Origin of the sequence: Microvirga soli (genome assembly GCF_016734765.1) — a bacterium.
In the GTDB taxonomy this organism is placed as follows: Bacteria; Pseudomonadota; Alphaproteobacteria; order Rhizobiales; family Beijerinckiaceae; genus Microvirga; species Microvirga soli.
The window spans coordinates 1-16091 of the sequence record NZ_JAERQE010000016.1 but is presented as its reverse complement, the minus strand read 5'-3'; the positions used below and the strand labels follow the sequence as shown (position 1 = coordinate 16091).

Annotated in this window: 14 protein-coding genes and 1 pseudogene; 4 read left to right on the top strand and 11 right to left on the bottom strand. The window is 61.5% G+C overall.

What is annotated here, in order from left to right:
• Positions 1 to 3: 3 nt before the first annotated feature.
• The 6 genes from JKL45_RS15000 to JKL45_RS14975 all read right to left on the bottom strand — a co-directional run bounded on the left by JKL45_RS15000 (position 4) and on the right by JKL45_RS14975 (position 8265).
• Positions 4 to 1044 carry an ABC transporter ATP-binding protein gene (locus tag JKL45_RS15000; RefSeq protein ID WP_201862220.1) on the bottom strand — a complete coding sequence of 347 codons (1041 nt, stop codon included), beginning with the start codon at positions 1042 to 1044 and terminating at the stop codon, positions 4 to 6.
• Positions 1045 to 1089: 45 nt separating this feature from the next.
• Complete coding sequence (locus tag JKL45_RS14995; RefSeq protein ID WP_201862218.1) at positions 1090 to 1929, bottom strand: ABC transporter permease; 840 nt, start codon at positions 1927 to 1929, stop codon at positions 1090 to 1092.
• Positions 1930 to 1937: 8 nt separating this feature from the next.
• Positions 1938 to 2951 carry an ABC transporter permease gene (locus JKL45_RS14990; RefSeq protein WP_201862217.1) on the bottom strand — a complete coding sequence of 338 codons (1014 nt, stop codon included), beginning with the start codon at positions 2949 to 2951 and terminating at the stop codon, positions 1938 to 1940.
• A gap of 133 nt (positions 2952 to 3084) precedes the next feature.
• Positions 3085 to 4326, bottom strand: coding sequence for an aminotransferase class III-fold pyridoxal phosphate-dependent enzyme (locus JKL45_RS14985; RefSeq protein ID WP_201862216.1), 1242 nt, complete (start codon positions 4324 to 4326; stop codon positions 3085 to 3087).
• A gap of 82 nt (positions 4327 to 4408) precedes the next feature.
• A complete protein-coding gene (locus tag JKL45_RS14980; RefSeq protein WP_201862215.1) occupies positions 4409 to 6037 on the bottom strand; it encodes an ABC transporter substrate-binding protein in 1629 nt (542 codons plus the stop codon).
• A 50-nt stretch (positions 6038 to 6087) separates the two neighbouring features.
• Positions 6088 to 8265, bottom strand: a complete 2178-nt coding sequence (locus JKL45_RS14975) for a dehydrogenase E1 component subunit alpha/beta (RefSeq protein ID WP_201862214.1) — start codon at positions 8263 to 8265, stop codon at positions 6088 to 6090.
• 646 nt (positions 8266 to 8911) lie between these two features.
• Here JKL45_RS14975 and JKL45_RS14970 point away from each other — a divergent pair.
• Positions 8912 to 9148, top strand: a pseudogene (locus JKL45_RS14970) (ATP-binding protein); the annotation flags it as partial.
• Positions 9149 to 9401: 253 nt separating this feature from the next.
• Here the strand turns inward: JKL45_RS14970 and JKL45_RS14965 are convergent.
• The 5 genes from JKL45_RS14965 to JKL45_RS14945 form a co-directional block, all read right to left on the bottom strand.
• Positions 9402 to 10421: a hypothetical protein gene (locus JKL45_RS14965; RefSeq protein ID WP_201862212.1), complete on the bottom strand. Its 1020-nt coding sequence runs from the start codon at positions 10419 to 10421 to the stop codon at positions 9402 to 9404.
• The gene (locus JKL45_RS14960) at positions 10418 to 11506 is read right to left on the bottom strand and encodes a hypothetical protein (protein WP_201862210.1); all 1089 of its coding nucleotides are present in this window, start codon (positions 11504 to 11506) and stop codon (positions 10418 to 10420) included. Before JKL45_RS14960 ends, JKL45_RS14965 begins: the two co-directional genes overlap by 4 nt.
• Before the next feature lie 263 nt (positions 11507 to 11769).
• Positions 11770 to 13236 (bottom strand): AAA family ATPase, encoded by a 1467-nt coding sequence (locus JKL45_RS14955; protein ID WP_201862207.1) that lies wholly within the window; start codon positions 13234 to 13236, stop codon positions 11770 to 11772.
• A gap of 157 nt (positions 13237 to 13393) precedes the next feature.
• The gene (locus JKL45_RS14950; RefSeq protein ID WP_201862199.1) at positions 13394 to 13729 is read right to left on the bottom strand and encodes a hypothetical protein; all 336 of its coding nucleotides are present in this window, start codon (positions 13727 to 13729) and stop codon (positions 13394 to 13396) included.
• 162 nt (positions 13730 to 13891) lie between these two features.
• Positions 13892 to 14221, bottom strand: a complete 330-nt coding sequence (locus JKL45_RS14945; RefSeq protein ID WP_201862197.1) for a DUF6634 family protein — start codon at positions 14219 to 14221, stop codon at positions 13892 to 13894.
• Positions 14222 to 14855: 634 nt separating this feature from the next.
• Here JKL45_RS14945 and JKL45_RS30810 point away from each other — a divergent pair.
• The 3 genes from JKL45_RS30810 to JKL45_RS14930 all read left to right on the top strand — a co-directional run bounded on the left by JKL45_RS30810 (position 14856) and on the right by JKL45_RS14930 (position 15916).
• Positions 14856 to 15125 (top strand): helix-turn-helix domain-containing protein, encoded by a 270-nt coding sequence (locus JKL45_RS30810; protein ID WP_376771036.1) that lies wholly within the window; start codon positions 14856 to 14858, stop codon positions 15123 to 15125.
• Positions 15126 to 15420: 295 nt separating this feature from the next.
• Positions 15421 to 15636 (top strand): hypothetical protein, encoded by a 216-nt coding sequence (locus tag JKL45_RS14935; protein WP_201862193.1) that lies wholly within the window; start codon positions 15421 to 15423, stop codon positions 15634 to 15636.
• A 61-nt stretch (positions 15637 to 15697) separates the two neighbouring features.
• Positions 15698 to 15916 (top strand): hypothetical protein, encoded by a 219-nt coding sequence (locus JKL45_RS14930; protein ID WP_201862191.1) that lies wholly within the window; start codon positions 15698 to 15700, stop codon positions 15914 to 15916.
• Positions 15917 to 16091 lie beyond the last annotated feature (175 nt).

The window sequence follows — 16091 nt, the reverse complement described above, 5'->3', positions numbered from 1 at the left end:
GGCTCATTGCCTCACCTCTGCAATCTCGGCCCCGGCAAGCGCTTGATGAACGGGGATCTCCTCAAGACAATCCGCGAAGTGACAGGCTGAAAGGCTTTCGCCAGCCACCCGGAGTGCCGGATCGTCCGTCGCGCAGACACCGCGCGCATAGGTACAGCGGGGATGGTAAGCGCAACCGGGCGGCCGGCGTCCGAGGGGTGGCGGCGTACCTTCAATTGAGAACAGCCGCTCGCGTTTCTCGTCGAGCTTTGGAATCGAGGAGAGAAGCCCTCGCGTATAGGGATGCCGTGGATCGCGGAACAAGGCGCCGACCTCCGCCGCTTCAACCACCCGTCCTGAATAGATGACGGCAACGCGATCCACGTTCCCGGCGACGACACCAAGGTCATGAGTGATGAGCACGATGCCGAGGCCGAGCCGATCGCGCAGGCTCTTCAACACGTCGAGGACCTGAGCTTGCACGGTGACATCAAGGGCAGTGGTCGGCTCATCGGCGATCAGCAGATCAGGATCATTCGCCACAGCCATGGCGATCATTGCACGCTGGCGCATGCCCCCTGAAAATTCGTGCGGATACTGAGTCACCCGTCGGTCAGGCTCGGGGACTGCGACAAGGTCGAGCAGTTCGACCGCCCGGTCGGAAGCCTGTTTGCGGGAGATCCCCGGCTGATGCAACCTAATGGCCTCAACGATCTGCGCCCCGATGGTCAAAACCGGGTTGAGCGAGGACAGCGGATCCTGAAAGATCATGCCGATCCGGGATCCACGAAGCTTACGCATGTCGGACTGCGGCATTCCGACGAGTTCCTGGCCCTGGAACCGCACCGAACCTGCAACGCGCGCCGTTCGCGGTACCAGACCAAGGCAAGCCAACATCGCAACCGACTTGCCGGATCCGGATTCGCCGACGACGCCAAGGACCTCGCCGCGCGCGACATCGAGATCAATGCCGCGCACGGCGTCGAGCGTGACACCGCCAACGTGAAAGCCCACTGTAAGATTGCGGACCGACAGGAGAGACTTGTCTTGGTGCTTGAGTATCATCGATCTCGACTTAGAACTGATTGCCTCGGGGCCGGCATCGCCTTGTTAATGGGTTCTCGGATCGAGCATGTCGCGCAGTCCGTCCCCGAGAAAGTTGAACCCAAGGACGACGGTCAGGATCGCGAAGCCAGGCCCGAAGGCGATCCACCATTGATAGAAGTGGATGGCACCATCCGCCACCATTGAGCCCCATTCCGGCGTCGGTGGCGTTGCACCCAGACCGATAAAGCTCAACGACGCCGCAAGGAGGACCACCTGCCCGAAATCCATCGTGGCGTTGATCAGAACAGGTGTCCAGCACAGCGACAGGATATGGGTGAACAACAGCCGGGTCCGGCCTGCGCCGCCGGCGATGGCGGCCTCCACGTGCTCGCGTTCTCGAACTTCGAGCACCTGCCCGCGCATGAGCCGGGCATAGACCGGCCACCAGACCAGAACCATCGCGATGCCGGCGTTGGTCAGGCCTGGCCCGAGCGAGGCAGCGACCGCCATGGCGAGAAGCACCGGCGGAAACGAAAGGGTGATGTCGACCAACCGCATGATGGCGGCGCCAATGAAGCCTCCGACGAAGCCGGCAATCCCGCCAAGCAGGGACCCGATCACAACAGCCGATATGACGACGCCCAATGCAACCGGTAGCGAGTACTGAACCCCATAGAGCGTTCGTGTGAGCACATCCCGCCCCAAGGCGTCGGTGCCGAGCCAATGCGCCATGCTCGGCGGCTGAAGCCGCCGGCCTGCCAAGGCGAGGGGATCATAGGGCGCCCACAGGTTGATCGTGGCTGCCACGACGATCCAAAACAGGATTACGAGCGCACCGGCCAGCAATGGAGTTGTGAGCCAGTCCGGAGCCTTGCGACGGGGAAGAGTTGCCGAGGCTGCCATGCTTCGTCCTAACTGAGGCGGATTCGGGGGTTGGCGAACATATAGGCGATGTCTGTCAGAAGGTTCGTGACCAGAAAGGTTACACCGCCAACGACGGTCACGCCGATGATGGCCGGATAGTCGAGCGCGCGCGCAGCTTCGACCGCGTAAGATCCCATCCCCGGCCACGCAAAGATGGTTTCCGTCAGCACCGCTCCGGTAATCAAGTATGCGAACGAGTGGCCGATGACGGTCAGGGTCGGGATGAGCGTGTTCCGCAACGCATGATGAAGCAGAACCCGCAGTTCACCCGCACCTTTGGCGCGGGCAGTCAGCACATATTCTTGATTGAGTACCTCAAGCATGTTGGCCCGCACAAGCCTGGAGATCGTCCCCGTCACCGTCCAGCCAAGAACAAAGGCTGGCAAAATGAGGTGATGGAGCGCATCGACAAAGGCGGTGAGATCGCCGGCGAGCAGGGTATCAAGGGAGATCATCCCCGTGATCATGGGTGGCGGTTGCAGACGGGCATCCAGGCGCCCCGGGCCGGGCAACCAGCCCAGTTGGACCGAAAGGATGAAGAGCAGGCTGAGCCCCGACCAGAAGACAGGGAGCGATGATCCAACAAGGGCAAACAGCCGCGATCCGTGGTCGATCCAACTGTTCCTGTAATAGGCGGCAAGAACCCCGAGAGCGATCCCGAGCACCGTGCCGATCACCATCGCAGCAATCACCAGTTCCAGAGTGGCTGGAAGGCGTTCGAGCAGATCCTGCAGCACAGGCCTCTTGGTCGTGAACGACGTTCCCAGGTCGCCAGTGAGAAGCTTGCCCATATAAACGAGGTATTGTTCGGGCAGGCTCAGGTCGAGTCCCCATCGCTGCTTGGCCGCTGCGACCACCTCTGGATTGCTCATCTGCTGCTCGGAAATGATGGCCGTCAGCGGGTCGCCTTTCGTCACCCGCGACAGGAAGAATGTGATGGTGATGATGCCAAGAATGAGAAACGGCATCGCAATGAGGCGTCGGATCAGATAGCCGGACATGAACGAGTACCTCCAGCATAATTAGCTTGGATTGGGCCTTCTGCGCCGTAATGCGCCGCCTGGGTGCCGAACCTCGGTTGGACGGAACGGCCTGAAGGCAAGGAGTACGGCTCGTCCGCTGTCCAACGCATCCTCAGCCTGCTGTCGCCTCGTCGCGGGCGACGGCGGCAAAGCCAGCCTCGGCTGCCGCCAGGACGTGATTGATATCGGCAGGGGTGTGCGCTGCCGACAGGAACATGTTGTGCTTGGGATGGAAGTAGGCACCGTGTCGCAGTGCCGATGCGCAGAACAAGGCTGCCTTACCGAAATCCGGGTCGTCCTCAAACAGGATCATTGGCATCTGTACAGGTCCGGTCTGACGCAGAGCTAGCCCATAGCGCGATGCAAGGGTCTCCATGCCAGACCGCAGGCGTTGGCCCATGTCCCTCATGTGAGCGATCGCTTGCGTGTCCCGCAGCGTCGTGATGGTTGCCACCGCAGCCGCCATGGAGACGGCGCCATACCAGAACGATCCCGTGACGTAGACCTTCGTTGCAGCCTCACGGAACCGATTACTCCCCGTGACGGCTGCCAGAGAGTGGCCATTGGCAATCGCTTTGCTCCAGGCGCTGAGGTCGGGACGAATCCCGAGAGGCTCCCAGCTTCCTCCAAGATCTATGCGAAAGCCCGCCCGGACGTCGTCGACGATCAGCGCAGCTCCCTGCAGGTCACACAACCGGCGGGCACTCTGGGCAAACTCGACCGTGGGCATCTCCTGATCCCGGCCGATATCGTGCCGGAACGCGGTGACAATGATCGCGGCGAGATCGGAGCCGGCTTGGTCGACTGCGGCTTCCAAGCTCGGGACGTCATTGTAGTCGAAATGGATGATGTGCGCCCGGTCCTCCGTCGTGACTCCCGCCAAGGACGGCGTGCACCACGGCACGGCTCCGTGATAGGATCCGCGGGCCACGAGCACCTTGCGCTTTCCGGTGCCGGCCCGGGCGATGGTCACGCAGGCGGTCGTGGCATCGGTCCCGTTTTTTTGTAACATGACCCAATCAGCATGCGGGACTGTGTCGACCATTAGCTCGGCGAGTTCGACGAGAACATCGGCTGGTCCGTTCATGTTATCGCCACGCTCTCGCTGCCGGCGTGCCGCGTCCTCGACGGCGGGATGATGGTGACCAAGAACGATGGGACCCCAGCTGCACATCAGGTCGACATACTCATTGCCGTCCACGTCCCAAAGGCGGCACCCCTCCGCCCGTGCGAAGAATTGAGGATAGGCGTCTCCCAGATAACGGGTACTCATGTGCCCCCACATGCCGCCCGGGATCACCTGTTCAGCCCGGCTCCGCAGGGACCGGTCGATGGAGTTGATTAGCTTCGTCATGCAAGTACCAGAGCCCGGTTTCAAACCAAGAAATCAATGATGGAGAAGGCGGGAGACGCCTATAGCGTCTCCCGATGAAACGTCAGCGGCTGATCTCTGCAACAGGCAGGTTGCAGCAGGCGCTGTAGCGCACTCCCTTCACGCCCTTGTTGTAGGCAAGGATCAGGTTGGGGCTCACTAGCGGCAGAATGACCTTGTCCTTGATCATCTCAAGTCCGATCTCGTGATAGATCGTCGCCGCCTCCTCGCCTCCGGATGCAAGCGCTTTCTTCAACAGTTCCTGCTCCCTCGGGTTGATCACCGATGGGTCGTTCGCCGCACCGGCCCGCTTGGCCCAGGGAGATCCCGGCATCATCCCGAAGTACTCCACGTACTGGGCTGAGCCATAATAGTCAGGCGCGTAGAACACGGCCGTCAGCGGAATGCCGTTACCGCTCACCTGCTCTCGCCAGTTGGAGAAGGTCATGGGCTGAAGATTGACCTTCACGTTAATCTTGCTCAGTTCCTGCTGAACCTTTTGCATCAGGAGCGAGAGGTCGACGCCGTAAGCATTGAGGTTCGGGAAGGCGGCATCAAGCTCGATGTTGCTAGCATTGGACTTAGCGAGTAGGTCCTTGGCCTTGGCCGGATCGTAGGGTTCTTCCGGAAAGCCGCTGCCTCCCGGAAAGCCGAGCGGGATTGGAGCGGAGATGAGCTGTCCCTCCTTGCCAAGCGTGAATTCGAGGATCTCCTTTCGATTGAGGCCGAGGCTGATCGCTTCCCGGACCTCCTTCGTCATCTTCACCTTGTTGCCCTTGGCTCCGGGAGAAAGGGCGAGATAGATGAAGTTGTAGGACGGCACCGTCTGAACGGTCACGTCCTTGCTCCGGATTGTTTTGGCAGTGTCCGGGTCGATCTGCATGGCGATGTCCGCTGTCCCGCTCTCAAGCATCTGGGCTTGGGCGACAGCATCCTTGACCTGGCGGAAGACCACATCCTCGATCGCCGGTGCACTCCGCCAGTACTGCGCATTGCGCTTCAAGCGCAACTCGTTGTTGGGGCTGTAGGATGCGAGGACATAGGGACCGCTGCCAGGGGAGTTCTGAAGAAACCAGCCCTCGGCATTGTCTTTGGTGGCGGCATCGGCGGCTGCCATTGCGCCATTGGCTGAGGCCACCTTGCTGTTTACGACAGCCATATAGGGAGCCGAGACGATATTCAGGAACTCCGAGTTGGGCGCGGCCACGGTTACGACGACGGTTTGCGGATTCGGAGTGTCAATCTGGGTGATGTTCTCCGCCAGGAAGGCCGCGCTGCCCTTCAGATTTTTCAGCCGCTCCCATGACCATTTTACGTCTTTGGCCTCAACCGGAGATCCATCGCTGAACTTGGCCTTCGGGTCGAGCTTGAACGTGAACTTGGTCTGATCTGCACTCGCCTCCCAGTTGGCGGCCAGCAGGGGAACAAGCTTGTTACTGGTGTCGAGGGTGAGGAGCGTTTCATAGACAGTGGAATTGTAGATCTGGCAGGTGTCACAGAATGAGCGATGCGGGTCGAGCGAGTTGAGATCCATATTGCGCGCAATCACCAACGGCTTGTTCGCGCCTTGGGCATGGCTGGGAGACGGGGCGGCAAGGATGAGGCCGGCAGCAAGAGCGAGCAGGGCGGCTGTGCCATCAGAGCGCGTGATCCGTGACCGGCTGGATGATCCGCGGAGGTCGAGATGCTTCATCTTGGTCTTCCCCTCTGTATGGGCCTGAGTTCAGCCCGTGGTTGATTGGATCACACAGTCATGCCAAGCCTTGACAAGCCTGCAATGATTTCGGCGGGACCAGCGAGTGCTGCCCTGTTGAGCGGAGCGGAAACGACCGGAGCCGCACGACTTCCGGTCACGTGAACGATCTCGTGATCCAGATAGTCGAACACCCGGAGCTGAATCTCGTGGACGAGCTTGGCTCCGAGAGACGTGCCGTGCATTCCCTGTTCAGCGATCAAAACCCGGTTCGTACGACGGATGCTCGCCTCAACGCTGTTCCAGTCAAGCCCCAGCGGATCCAAGGTCCGCAGATCGATGATGTCAGCATCTACGCCGCTCTCGCGGGCCGCCTGAACCGCCTTATCCACCATGCTCGCGGCAGCAAGGATCGTGCATGCTGATCCCGATCGAACGGTTCGGGCTTTGCCGAACGGAACACAGAAGTCGAGGTCGCGCGTGGGAACAGGCCCCTCTGTCTGAAACAGCTCCACATGCTCGATCACCAAGACAGGGTCATCGCAGCGCAAAGCCGAGTTCATCAGCCCGACATAGTCGAAGGGCGTTGTCGGGGCGACAATCCGCCAGCCAGGGAACTGTGCAAAGAACCCCGACGGATCGCCGGAGTGCTGGGAGCCATACCCGGTATGCGGAGAGACTCGCACTCGAAGCACGAGCGGAACCCCGAACCCGCCCCCGAACATGTGCCGGATCTTGGCAACCTGATTGAAGAGTTGATCGGCGGCCACGAGGCAGAAATCACCAAACATGATTTCGACGATCGGGCGTAATCCACACAGCGCAGCGCCGAGGGCAACTCCGACGAACCCATTCTCGGCAATCGGCATTGCAAGCACGCGTTCAGGCCATCGCTCCAAGGCTCCGCGCGTGGCCCCGCTGACGCCGCCGCGCAGGCGATGGACGTCCTCACCCAAGATGACGATCCGGGGGTCACGCTCCATGGCATGGGCGATCACATCGGAAGCGGCCGTGATTAGCTTCGTCGTCTGAAGTTCATCGTCATGGTAGTCGCCGACCTCCCGGAAGCGCTCGCTCTTCAATTCGGACAGGTTGCCAAGGATCCCTTCGTCGATGGTGGACGGGTCGGGCCAGAGGTGTGCCGGCACCTTCTGTCGGTTGGTTTCGGGCTCTGTTTCCGTGAGCGCCGTGACGGCGGTTTCGATGGCCGCCCGCACCTTGGCGTCCAAGGCATTGATTTGGTGGCGATCGAGGATCCCCAAGCGCTCCAGCTCTGAGGCTGTTGTCGTCAGTGGATCGCGCGCCTTCCACTCGGCCTCCTCCTCGCGGCTCCTGTAGCCGAACTCACTCCCCGGTCGAGGGCCGCTTTGATGAAGAAAGCGGTAACACTGCGCCTCAATGAGGACGGGCCCGCGCTCCTCACGGATCATCCGGCAGGCTTCCTGCATGGCGCGTCGGACGGCAATGAGATCCATGCCGTCAACTGCGATCGCGGGAATGCCAAGCATTGGACCGCGGGTCGTCAGACACACCTCCCGGGTCTGCTCCCTGACATGGGTGGAGACCGCATAGAGATTGTTCTCCAGAAAGAAGATAACCGGCAGATCGTACAGAGCGGCGATGTTCATGGCCTCGTAGGAGGCCCCTGCCATAAGGGTTCCGTCGCCGAAGAAGCTGACCGAGATGTTGCCCGTGCCGAGCAGTTTGTCAGCCAAACCGTAGCCTGCCGCGTGGGGCAGGTTCCCGCCGATAATCGCGCTGGTGCCCGGAATACCAGCCCCAGCGAACCGCATGTGCATGGAACCACCACGGCCGCGGCAAAAGCCGGGGTCTAGCCCCATGATCTCGGCCATCAGGCCGGTGACCATGTCCTGCATCAGAGGCGTGAATGCATCCCCAGGAGCGCGATAGCCGGACGGGGTCGCGCTGTTCATCAGTTTCGTCAGGACCTGATGATGCGCCCGATGCGTCCCGTTGATGCGATCCGCGTTGCACAGTACTGACATCGCCCCGACGGCGCCCGCCTCCTGACCGATGCTCGCGTGCGCCGGCCCGTGTACGAGACCCTGCCCGGCGAGGTCGAGGATAGCCTCCTCGAAGCGGCGAATGAGGAGAATCTGCTCAAGCCAGCGAACGAGATCGTCTGGGCTTTCGGACTGCCAATCCGATTCCGTAACCTCAAGTCTGAACCAAGGTGTGCGTGTCTTCAGCAGCCGACGAGCTGTCATAAACTTCCCCCGGACTTGGTACATGATATATGATGTTGGGACGTTTCCAAGTGCTTTGATGAAAGCTCGCCGGTGCCCTTTTTCGATCCAATGATCCGGCAGGCCGCGTGGGTGTTCCTTCAGCCACTACAAGGCTTTTCCCTTCCTTGTTTCGGTTAGCGAGTATGGCTAACGGTTAGCGGAACCCACTCTGAAGACTTGTGCCCACTTCATTTTGAGATCACGGCCTCGATAGTCCGTTACATCTCTGGGGTGAATACACTGGATATAAGGTCTCACTAGGATCTGTCGTATCCAGATCCTAATCGTTGAATTCAGCGTTGGTTTACATCAAAGGGACACCGAGCCCCGATCCCGTCCTAGCCTCAAAGGAGCTAGGGCGAACTGCATCATGCCCGATGAACGCCAGGTCGGGGATGGTCGACTGGACCTCGGACCTAAGCACAACTTGACCCCTTCAACGTTTGGCTACCATAGCTACGTGGAGCAAAACGGCACAAAAGGCCGATGCTAGTACCCCATTGATGATGCTCGGGAGTGCTTCGAGTCGAACTCAGGAACCTCTAATCAAACGTTCGATGTTCCACTCGATCCGATGAACGCCACTTCATTCTGAGATCAAAGCCGAAAAGTAATAAAACTACAATCCGGTGGATCTAACCCGTTGATGAACGGCCCGCCCGGCGCCGGCAAGTCCATGCTGGCCCAGCGCCTGCCCTCCATCCTTCCGCCGCTCTCGCCGCGGGAGCTTCTGGAGGTCTCGATGATCCAGTCGGTGGCAGGGCTGCTGGCCGAGGGGGCCCTGTCGAGCCGCCGCCCGTTCCGGGCTCCGCACCATTCGGCCTCCATGGCGGCGCTGGTGGGCGGCGGCCTCAACGCCCGACTATGGAGCGACAATAAAGTTTTTGCAAAATAGAGGCATTGCTCCCTCTGAAGGTCTGGGGAGTAGCCAAACTAAAGTTTTGACATTTTAGCCGTTCAGGCGCCTGTCAGGCCGTGATCGGCATCAAACTAGAAACAATAAATTTTTTACAAAACCGAGATCGTTCTTGGTGGACCATCCACCAGAGAACTGAGGCGGAAATGATCGTCAGCACGACGAGACGCAGCGCTTGGCAGCACAGTGCAAAGGTCCATCACTCGGCGCCGTAGCTCCTGGCACAATCAAGAACATCCTGCTGCCGCCCCGCTTGGAGCGCGTCCCACGGCGTTTCGTTGTCCAGGGCAGCGTCAGGGGTCAGAAACCATTCCAACCGCATCCAGGGATCCCTGATCGGCATGACTGAGAGGATCTTGCGCATGTGCAGGATCGTCGTCGGATTCTTCAGTTGAAACGCCGGGTAGACCGTACGGCCGTCCATGTCGACGGCGATCAGGTCGCCCGCCTCCGCGTACCGCCGCAACTCCGGAAGGCTCATGCCGAGCCATTCGGCCACCAAATCCTCCTCCAACGCGCCGCCGGCCTTGCCGATCAGCCAGTGCTTGCGCTCGGCAGCGTCGCGATGCTGGATTTCCTCGTCACGGTAGTTCTGCCGCCGCAGCACCTTCGGTGGCGCCTCTCCGCTCAGGAATCGTACGATCGCACGGCCGTGCCACAGGGCAGTGTCGGTGGACGATTCAAGACGCTCCGGCCGAGGATGGTCCGACAGCGGCACGAATGTGTCGTCGGTGGCTAGCGCGGCGAGCCAGCCCAGTGCCGCCCAACCGAGCGTGAAATCCGCCAGTGTCAGCTCCGCTGAAGTCTCGGCGGATGCCGCGAGGGCTGTTGCCGCATTGCAGGCGAGTGTGATCATGCTCTCGTGCTGCCCGAGAGCAGCCCGGTAGACGCTGCACCGGAGCCGCCCCTCACGATCTTCTTCGGCCAGGGCGAGCATCAGCACGTCAATGCGCTGGGCCAGCTTTGCACCGACAACATCGGAGTCTTCCAAGTCGTTGAGCAGCCCCTGAAACGGGAGGAGCGCCTGGCGCTCAGGTGGGTCGAGCCGCTCAAGGCAGGCGATCTCGCCCTTGGCCCACTCAAGGACGTCCTCACGGATGCTGTCCTCAAAGAAGGGCATGAGGCGCAGCAGTTCGTCGGCAGACGGGAGGGTCCGTCCGGCCAGGATATGGCGCTGGCGGGTATTGTAGGCACGGACTTCAGCCGTTCTGACCGTCATGAGCCACCCCTCCGCAACCGCATACGCATGTTGTCGACGAGCAGTTGCCCGTGGTGTCGTGCGGTGTGTGCCGGCGCGTCGCAGCGGATGGGTCTCGGTTGCCCCACCAGTGCAGGGTCACCTGCCGCCACATCCGCTAGCCAGCCCAGCGCCGTGGCGATCAGTTGACAGTCTGCCTCGGGGGGCGATCCGGCCTCGGCTGAAACCAAGGCAAGCGAGACTGCCGTGGTCGCAATATCGATCTTGGCCTCCCTCACCCCGAGTGCTGCCCGGTAGTAGCTGCACCGGAGCCACCCCTCGTGATAGGCCGCGGGGAACGCGAGCATCAGTCGATCGACGATCGGACTCAAGTCCCACTGAGTCGAGGCTCGGCTGCTTGCCACCTGCCGCAGGTGCCGGGCGTGATGGTTGATTGACGCTTCGCAGCCATTCCAGTCATCGGGTTTGTATCCGTCCCATTCAATGCCCCCCAGCAAGCGCCCGGCGTAGTGGCGCATATCCTCGTGGAGGCTATCCTTGAAGAAAGGCATCCCGTGCAGGAGTTCGATGGCCTCGGGCCATCCACGTCCCGCGAGAATATCCCTCATGCGTTCCGGAGGATCGTTCGCTTGCGGCGCAACGGCAGCCGGATGTCGGAGATGGCCATCGGCTTCCACGTGCGGGGCCTGACGATCGGTGCCCGTGCCGGCATTCACGTCAGCCGGCCCGCCGGGCGTCCGTCGGCTTTCCTCATCCGTCGGGAGCAGAAGTGCCCTGAGCCTGCTCAGATACACCTGGCAGCGGCGGTGCTCGATGAGGGCCCAAGGCGGCAGGGCATCCACCACCTGGCGAACGAGCTCGAGCAAGTGCTGGTCAGCCGTGCGCGGATCCCTCGCGCCGTCCCGCAACGAATGGAGGGCGGCGACATACCCCGAGCCGTCCCCGCCCGTGTCCGGCTCCTCCCGCTCCCGCCGCAACATGCGCTCTGCCCATATGCACATATCGGCACGGATGCTGCCCCAGTAGAAGGGGAATCCGGCTTCGAGTTCCCAGACTTTCGGGAGCCTTCGCCCCCTACGGATGTCCGAAATGATCCTGCTGTTCATGGAGCCTCCCTGACGACACCGAAGGCCTGTTCCCCGTCAGCCGCCGCATCAGGTCGGCTGCGACGCTGCCGGCACGGCATTGTCGAGCGCATCGACAGGCCTCGGACATGATCCGGATGCCGGACGTGCAGATCACGCGTCCGGCCCCGGGGATTGGCGAATGCCCCAGGGCCGCGCCGACAGGCACGCTGTCGGGAACCCCGCATTCCTCCGAGAGGCCGTGACCGAGCCATGCATCCGTCCCCCATGCGCAAGGATCCAGGTCAGTGCCGCACGTCCCTGCTCGCCAGAACGACCTCGATCACGCTTCGCAGCTTGCGCAACGAACCGCCCGGCCATGCCTTCGCCACGGCTTCCATCTCGATCCCGTCGAGCGGGCTGCCCCAGCGGTGATCCAGTCCTTGCTCGGCCAGGATGTCGGAGATGATCCGGCGGGAGAGGATCGGGAGGTGGTCCCGTCCGGGTTCGGGAAACGGAAGGACACGGCAGCGGTCCCGGAGCGGGGCCGACAGTCCCTCCAGGGAGTTGGCTGTCATCAGCCATGTGACATAGGAAAGGCCGCACGGCGCCTGGACATATGGATCGTGAAAGCGGGATGCGGTCTCCCGTTCCAGAAACGCGAGAAGTGCGTCATGCGCCTGACCGTTGTGACGAGAGGTCCCGACCTTCTCGATCTCGTCCAGGATCGCACCCGGTCCTGCGGCCTTGTAGCGAGTGATGAGTGCAAAGGGCAGGGACGGTTCGCCGGTCGACCATCGACGTGGGGTACCCGCGAATGTTCCGTCGGAAACCCCACCGCATGGGATCATGTCGTGCGGCAGATTGAGAACCTTCAGGAGGCGGGTCGCGAAGCGGGACTTGCCGCATCCAGGAGTGCCGACAAGGATAGTCGGGCGGATCTGGACATGGGATCGGAGCGCGACGTCCCGAAGGACCTCGTCGATCACGTCTGCCGCATACGGGAACTCCGCCCTCAACGCTGCGCGAGCCGCCTTGAGATCAGGGACTGGAACCAGGGGCAGAGCGTTTCCGGTGAGTCCCTCGAGCTCTTTCACGACCTTCTTCCCTTCCCCTGTATTCGCGTTGCCGACGTGGGTGAAAATGACCGCTGATGTCGACATGGCGACTTCCGAGCGGCCCGTTGGGGATAAGCATCCCGGGCTCTTCGCAGGTTGGCTCGCCGGGAGCTGTCCGCTTGCGGTGGCCGCGCCATCCGTCATGGTAAGCAGCGCTTGGTGCTCCACGAATTCGATGAGCAATTGCCCAAAGCGGTCGACCATTGTCGCCGCCTCGCCCCGGCAAGGTGGCCGGATCTCACGTCCAAGATAGGCGTACTCAGGATCAGACGTTGCGAAGAAGAGCCAACCCAGTGTGGCCTTGACCATTTTGAGGGCCGTTGCCCGCTCGCTAGGGTACGACTCCAGCGTAATGGCCATCAGGACCGTATCGCGCGCGAGTGCGAGCACGGCGCGAGGGTCACCAAGGTGCGCGAGATAGATCCGACACCGCAGTCGCCAGGACCGGACGCCCTGTGGCAGACTGGCTTTGGCGTCATCAAGGACGTCCATAAGCGCCCTGACTTCGTCCGCTCCGGCGCATACGGTGAGTTGCTCCAAGCCGTTGACGACTGCGGCGACGTGGGGGTGGTCCGCCCTCCGGCGCAATCGAGGCATCAGCCGCTCGGCAAAGGCTTGCATGTCCTGCTGGATGTCGTCGCCAAGGAATGGCATTCCCTCGAGGAGTTCTTGTTCCGTCGGCAGGTGAAGGCCTGCTAAGGCGGCTTTCCGTCTCCGCTCGAAATGCTTTCGATCACGACCTGGACTGCGGCCAGGATCTTGGGGTGGCATGTCTGCTGACATGGCGAATCCTGCTTTTCACGACGGACTGTTAGGTCTCAGCGGGACTTCCGAGGCGGTACCAGCCTGCGAGGCCCCTCACCCAACCTTGCTGTTCAGCGAAGATCCAAAGATCCGGCATCTCCCTGAGGGGTTCGTCCTTTGGAAGGACCAGATCGTCAGCCGAGTCAGCCATGATTCTCAGGGATGGCGTGGATTGGATCTCGATGCTCCAATTGTTGAGGATGGGAGCCTCAGCCAGCTCCTGGGCAGTGGGTCCATGCCCATCCTGAATTGCTCGGAGAACCGCGCAAAGGTGTTCGAGGCCGTCGATCAGCCGGGCAACGCTGTCTCGGCCAAGGATCCGATCCTTGAGGATTACGAACATCAAGTCCCTCCTATGGTCTGAAGCGGCGTCTGTCGGCAAAGATGTGGGGAACTGCTGGGGTACAGCCGTGCAGTGGGTTCACTCGTCGGGCCGATAAATCGGGGTTCGTGCGTTGAGACGAGTGGCTCCCTGCGGAGCGGGCGCCCCCGTCCACCCTATGTTTTACTCTTGGAGCTTCTCCGGCTGCCCGAGACGGTACCAGCGCTCCAGCGTCAGCACCCAGCCTCGCGGCTCGGCAAGGACCCAGAGATCCGTCGAACAGAAGCCGAGATACTTCTCCGGCAGGTGGCTCGCCACACGTCCGAACAGAGCCTTGGCAGGTACGTATTCCATGGCCCAGTTCTCGATCACCGGGGCGTTGGCGAGGTCCTCCTCGGTTGGACCGGCGCTTGCGTGGATCGCCCTCAGGTTCGCGGCGAGGCGTTCCAGGCGATCGGCCGTCAGCAGCATTTGATCGGCGTCGGCGAATTCATTGCCCTCGAGTTCGAACATTCGAAGTCTCCTATCCGACGGGGTTGCTCCGGACTCGGAGCGATCGTCATCCGTCACGCGCGGGATGTGCGCCCGTCAGGCGTGCGCGGGTGCGATCTGCAAGCCTGCCGGCTCCGTCCGGCATCGGCAGCCGGCCTCGGGCCCTGCCGCAGACCGGCATGTGCATGGTCGTGCGAATCCTTTTGCACGGCATGCTGACGATGACGGGCAAGGACTCGGGACCTCCCTGGACGAGGAGCCAGGTTCGTGCGGCCTCGAGCCCTGCGCCGTGCGCCGGGATCGAGGCCGTGCCGAAAGGAACTTGCCGGACCGTCCCCGGGGCTGGAGAACGCCTGGGAGGAACGGCCCCTACACGGAGAGGGCCAATTGCCAGACCGCATGCGCTGGCCGCGAGCGAGGCCGGATATCGTTGGCGGTCCCTTGTCCATGGAGCCTGTGAATGTCCAAACCGTCATGCGTCTCCCCGGGATCAGGAACGAGTGATTCGCCTGACGATAGCCCACCCAAAGGATTGGATCCAGCATTATTGGCGTATCATGCGCCAAACTAGGCCTATGAAACGCCTGAACAGGCGTATTATGCGCCAATTGTTGACAAGCTGGTGTTCTCTGGCGGCGCATGCTCATTGGCGCGCATGGATCCCGCGCCCGACCTGCTCAAGGCTGCCCGCATTGCGATCGGCCTCACCCAGCGTGAACTCGCCGATGCCGCACGCATTGGGCTGCGGTCGTTGACGCGCGTGGAGGCCGGTCTGGATCTGAACAGGCGTCTTCACCGCGCGGTCAAAGAGGCGTTGGAGACCAAGGGAGTGACATTCGAACCGGACGATGGCGTGTCTGGTCCTGGTTTTCGCGTAAGACCCGAATGCCTTGGCCGATCACGAGTATCAGGCTCACTGCTCTGATTCGACAGCGTCAACGACCTTCAGGACGATGGACCTTTTCGGAGCCTGTTGCGGGAGACTGGATCACCCAGACGCGCCTATCATAGCCTCGGCCTGCTCTCGGAGAAGTCAGGACCAAGGACTCAACGCCAGTGAACAAGTCCTTGCTGGATCAGCGCAAGCAGCATGCGAATGGCATGGATTACTGTGGTGAACTGGATTTCCCCGTATTCCACAGGCCAAGAACAAACCAAGAACTTTCCGGTGGCGGCTGCCGGCCGGAATCAGTACCTTCACGGCTCTCGAGGGAGGTGACGTGACCGATCAAGCTAAGCCAATAAGTGACATCGAGCGGTTGGAGGCTGAAGTCACCGCTGTCATCGAGGACTTCAATGGCGATCCACGAGCCGCCATCAAGGCGCTTCTCGTAGAACAGGACATCCTAGAGCAGCGGATTGGACGCTTGGCCTCAGCCCTGTCGTTTGGGTACGTCCGCGGCCGGACCGGCATCAATTCCGGCCAGTCTTGCTGACGACATGTCACCCGAGAGGATGGCGCCCATGCGTCACGGTCACTCGAGACGATCCCGGCGCATGATGACACCTGAGATAGCCGACAGGCTGCTCGAGTCCTTGCGTCCAACGCGCCATCTTCTCACGCGGTCGCTGGCCGACATTTCGATCGGCTGCCCGGAGTACCGCCAGATCGACCGCATGGTGCAGGAGATCGATGGCCTCGCCAAGCTCCTGATCGGTGACGAAACACATTTCTATCGGATGGATCCACCCGCGTCAGGGAATGGTGACAGGTAGCCGACCATTGACCGGCAGAGAGAGACAGGAGGCACTGCGAATGTCCGGATGGCGGCACATTCGAGACCTTCGGCTTATTTCCGCCTCGTGCCGATTTCGTTCTCTAATGGGTCAAGGGGCAACTCTCCAATCCTGAGCGGTTTTGCGATCCCAAAGGGTTTCTGCGTTCTCTACG

Coding starts and splice junctions, on each gene's coding strand:
- JKL45_RS14950 (WP_201862199.1), bottom strand. CDS start 13,729: ATGTTCGTAATCCTCAAGGATCGGATCCTTGGCCGAGACAGCGTTGCC.
- JKL45_RS14975 (WP_201862214.1), bottom strand. CDS start 8,265: ATGACAGCTCGTCGGCTGCTGAAGACACGCACACCTTGGTTCAGACTT.
- JKL45_RS14980 (WP_201862215.1), bottom strand. CDS start 6,037: ATGAAGCATCTCGACCTCCGCGGATCATCCAGCCGGTCACGGATCACG.
- JKL45_RS14930 (WP_201862191.1), top strand. CDS start 15,698: ATGATGACACCTGAGATAGCCGACAGGCTGCTCGAGTCCTTGCGTCCA.
- JKL45_RS14955 (WP_201862207.1), bottom strand. CDS start 13,236: ATGCCATTCCTTGGCGACGACATCCAGCAGGACATGCAAGCCTTTGCC.
- JKL45_RS14965 (WP_201862212.1), bottom strand. CDS start 10,421: ATGACGGTCAGAACGGCTGAAGTCCGTGCCTACAATACCCGCCAGCGC.
- JKL45_RS14985 (WP_201862216.1), bottom strand. CDS start 4,326: ATGACGAAGCTAATCAACTCCATCGACCGGTCCCTGCGGAGCCGGGCT.
- JKL45_RS14990 (WP_201862217.1), bottom strand. CDS start 2,951: ATGTCCGGCTATCTGATCCGACGCCTCATTGCGATGCCGTTTCTCATT.
- JKL45_RS15000 (WP_201862220.1), bottom strand. CDS start 1,044: ATGATACTCAAGCACCAAGACAAGTCTCTCCTGTCGGTCCGCAATCTT.
- JKL45_RS14960 (WP_201862210.1), bottom strand. CDS start 11,506: ATGAACAGCAGGATCATTTCGGACATCCGTAGGGGGCGAAGGCTCCCG.
- JKL45_RS14945 (WP_201862197.1), bottom strand. CDS start 14,221: ATGTTCGAACTCGAGGGCAATGAATTCGCCGACGCCGATCAAATGCTG.
- JKL45_RS14995 (WP_201862218.1), bottom strand. CDS start 1,929: ATGGCAGCCTCGGCAACTCTTCCCCGTCGCAAGGCTCCGGACTGGCTC.
- JKL45_RS30810 (WP_376771036.1), top strand. CDS start 14,856: ATGGATCCCGCGCCCGACCTGCTCAAGGCTGCCCGCATTGCGATCGGC.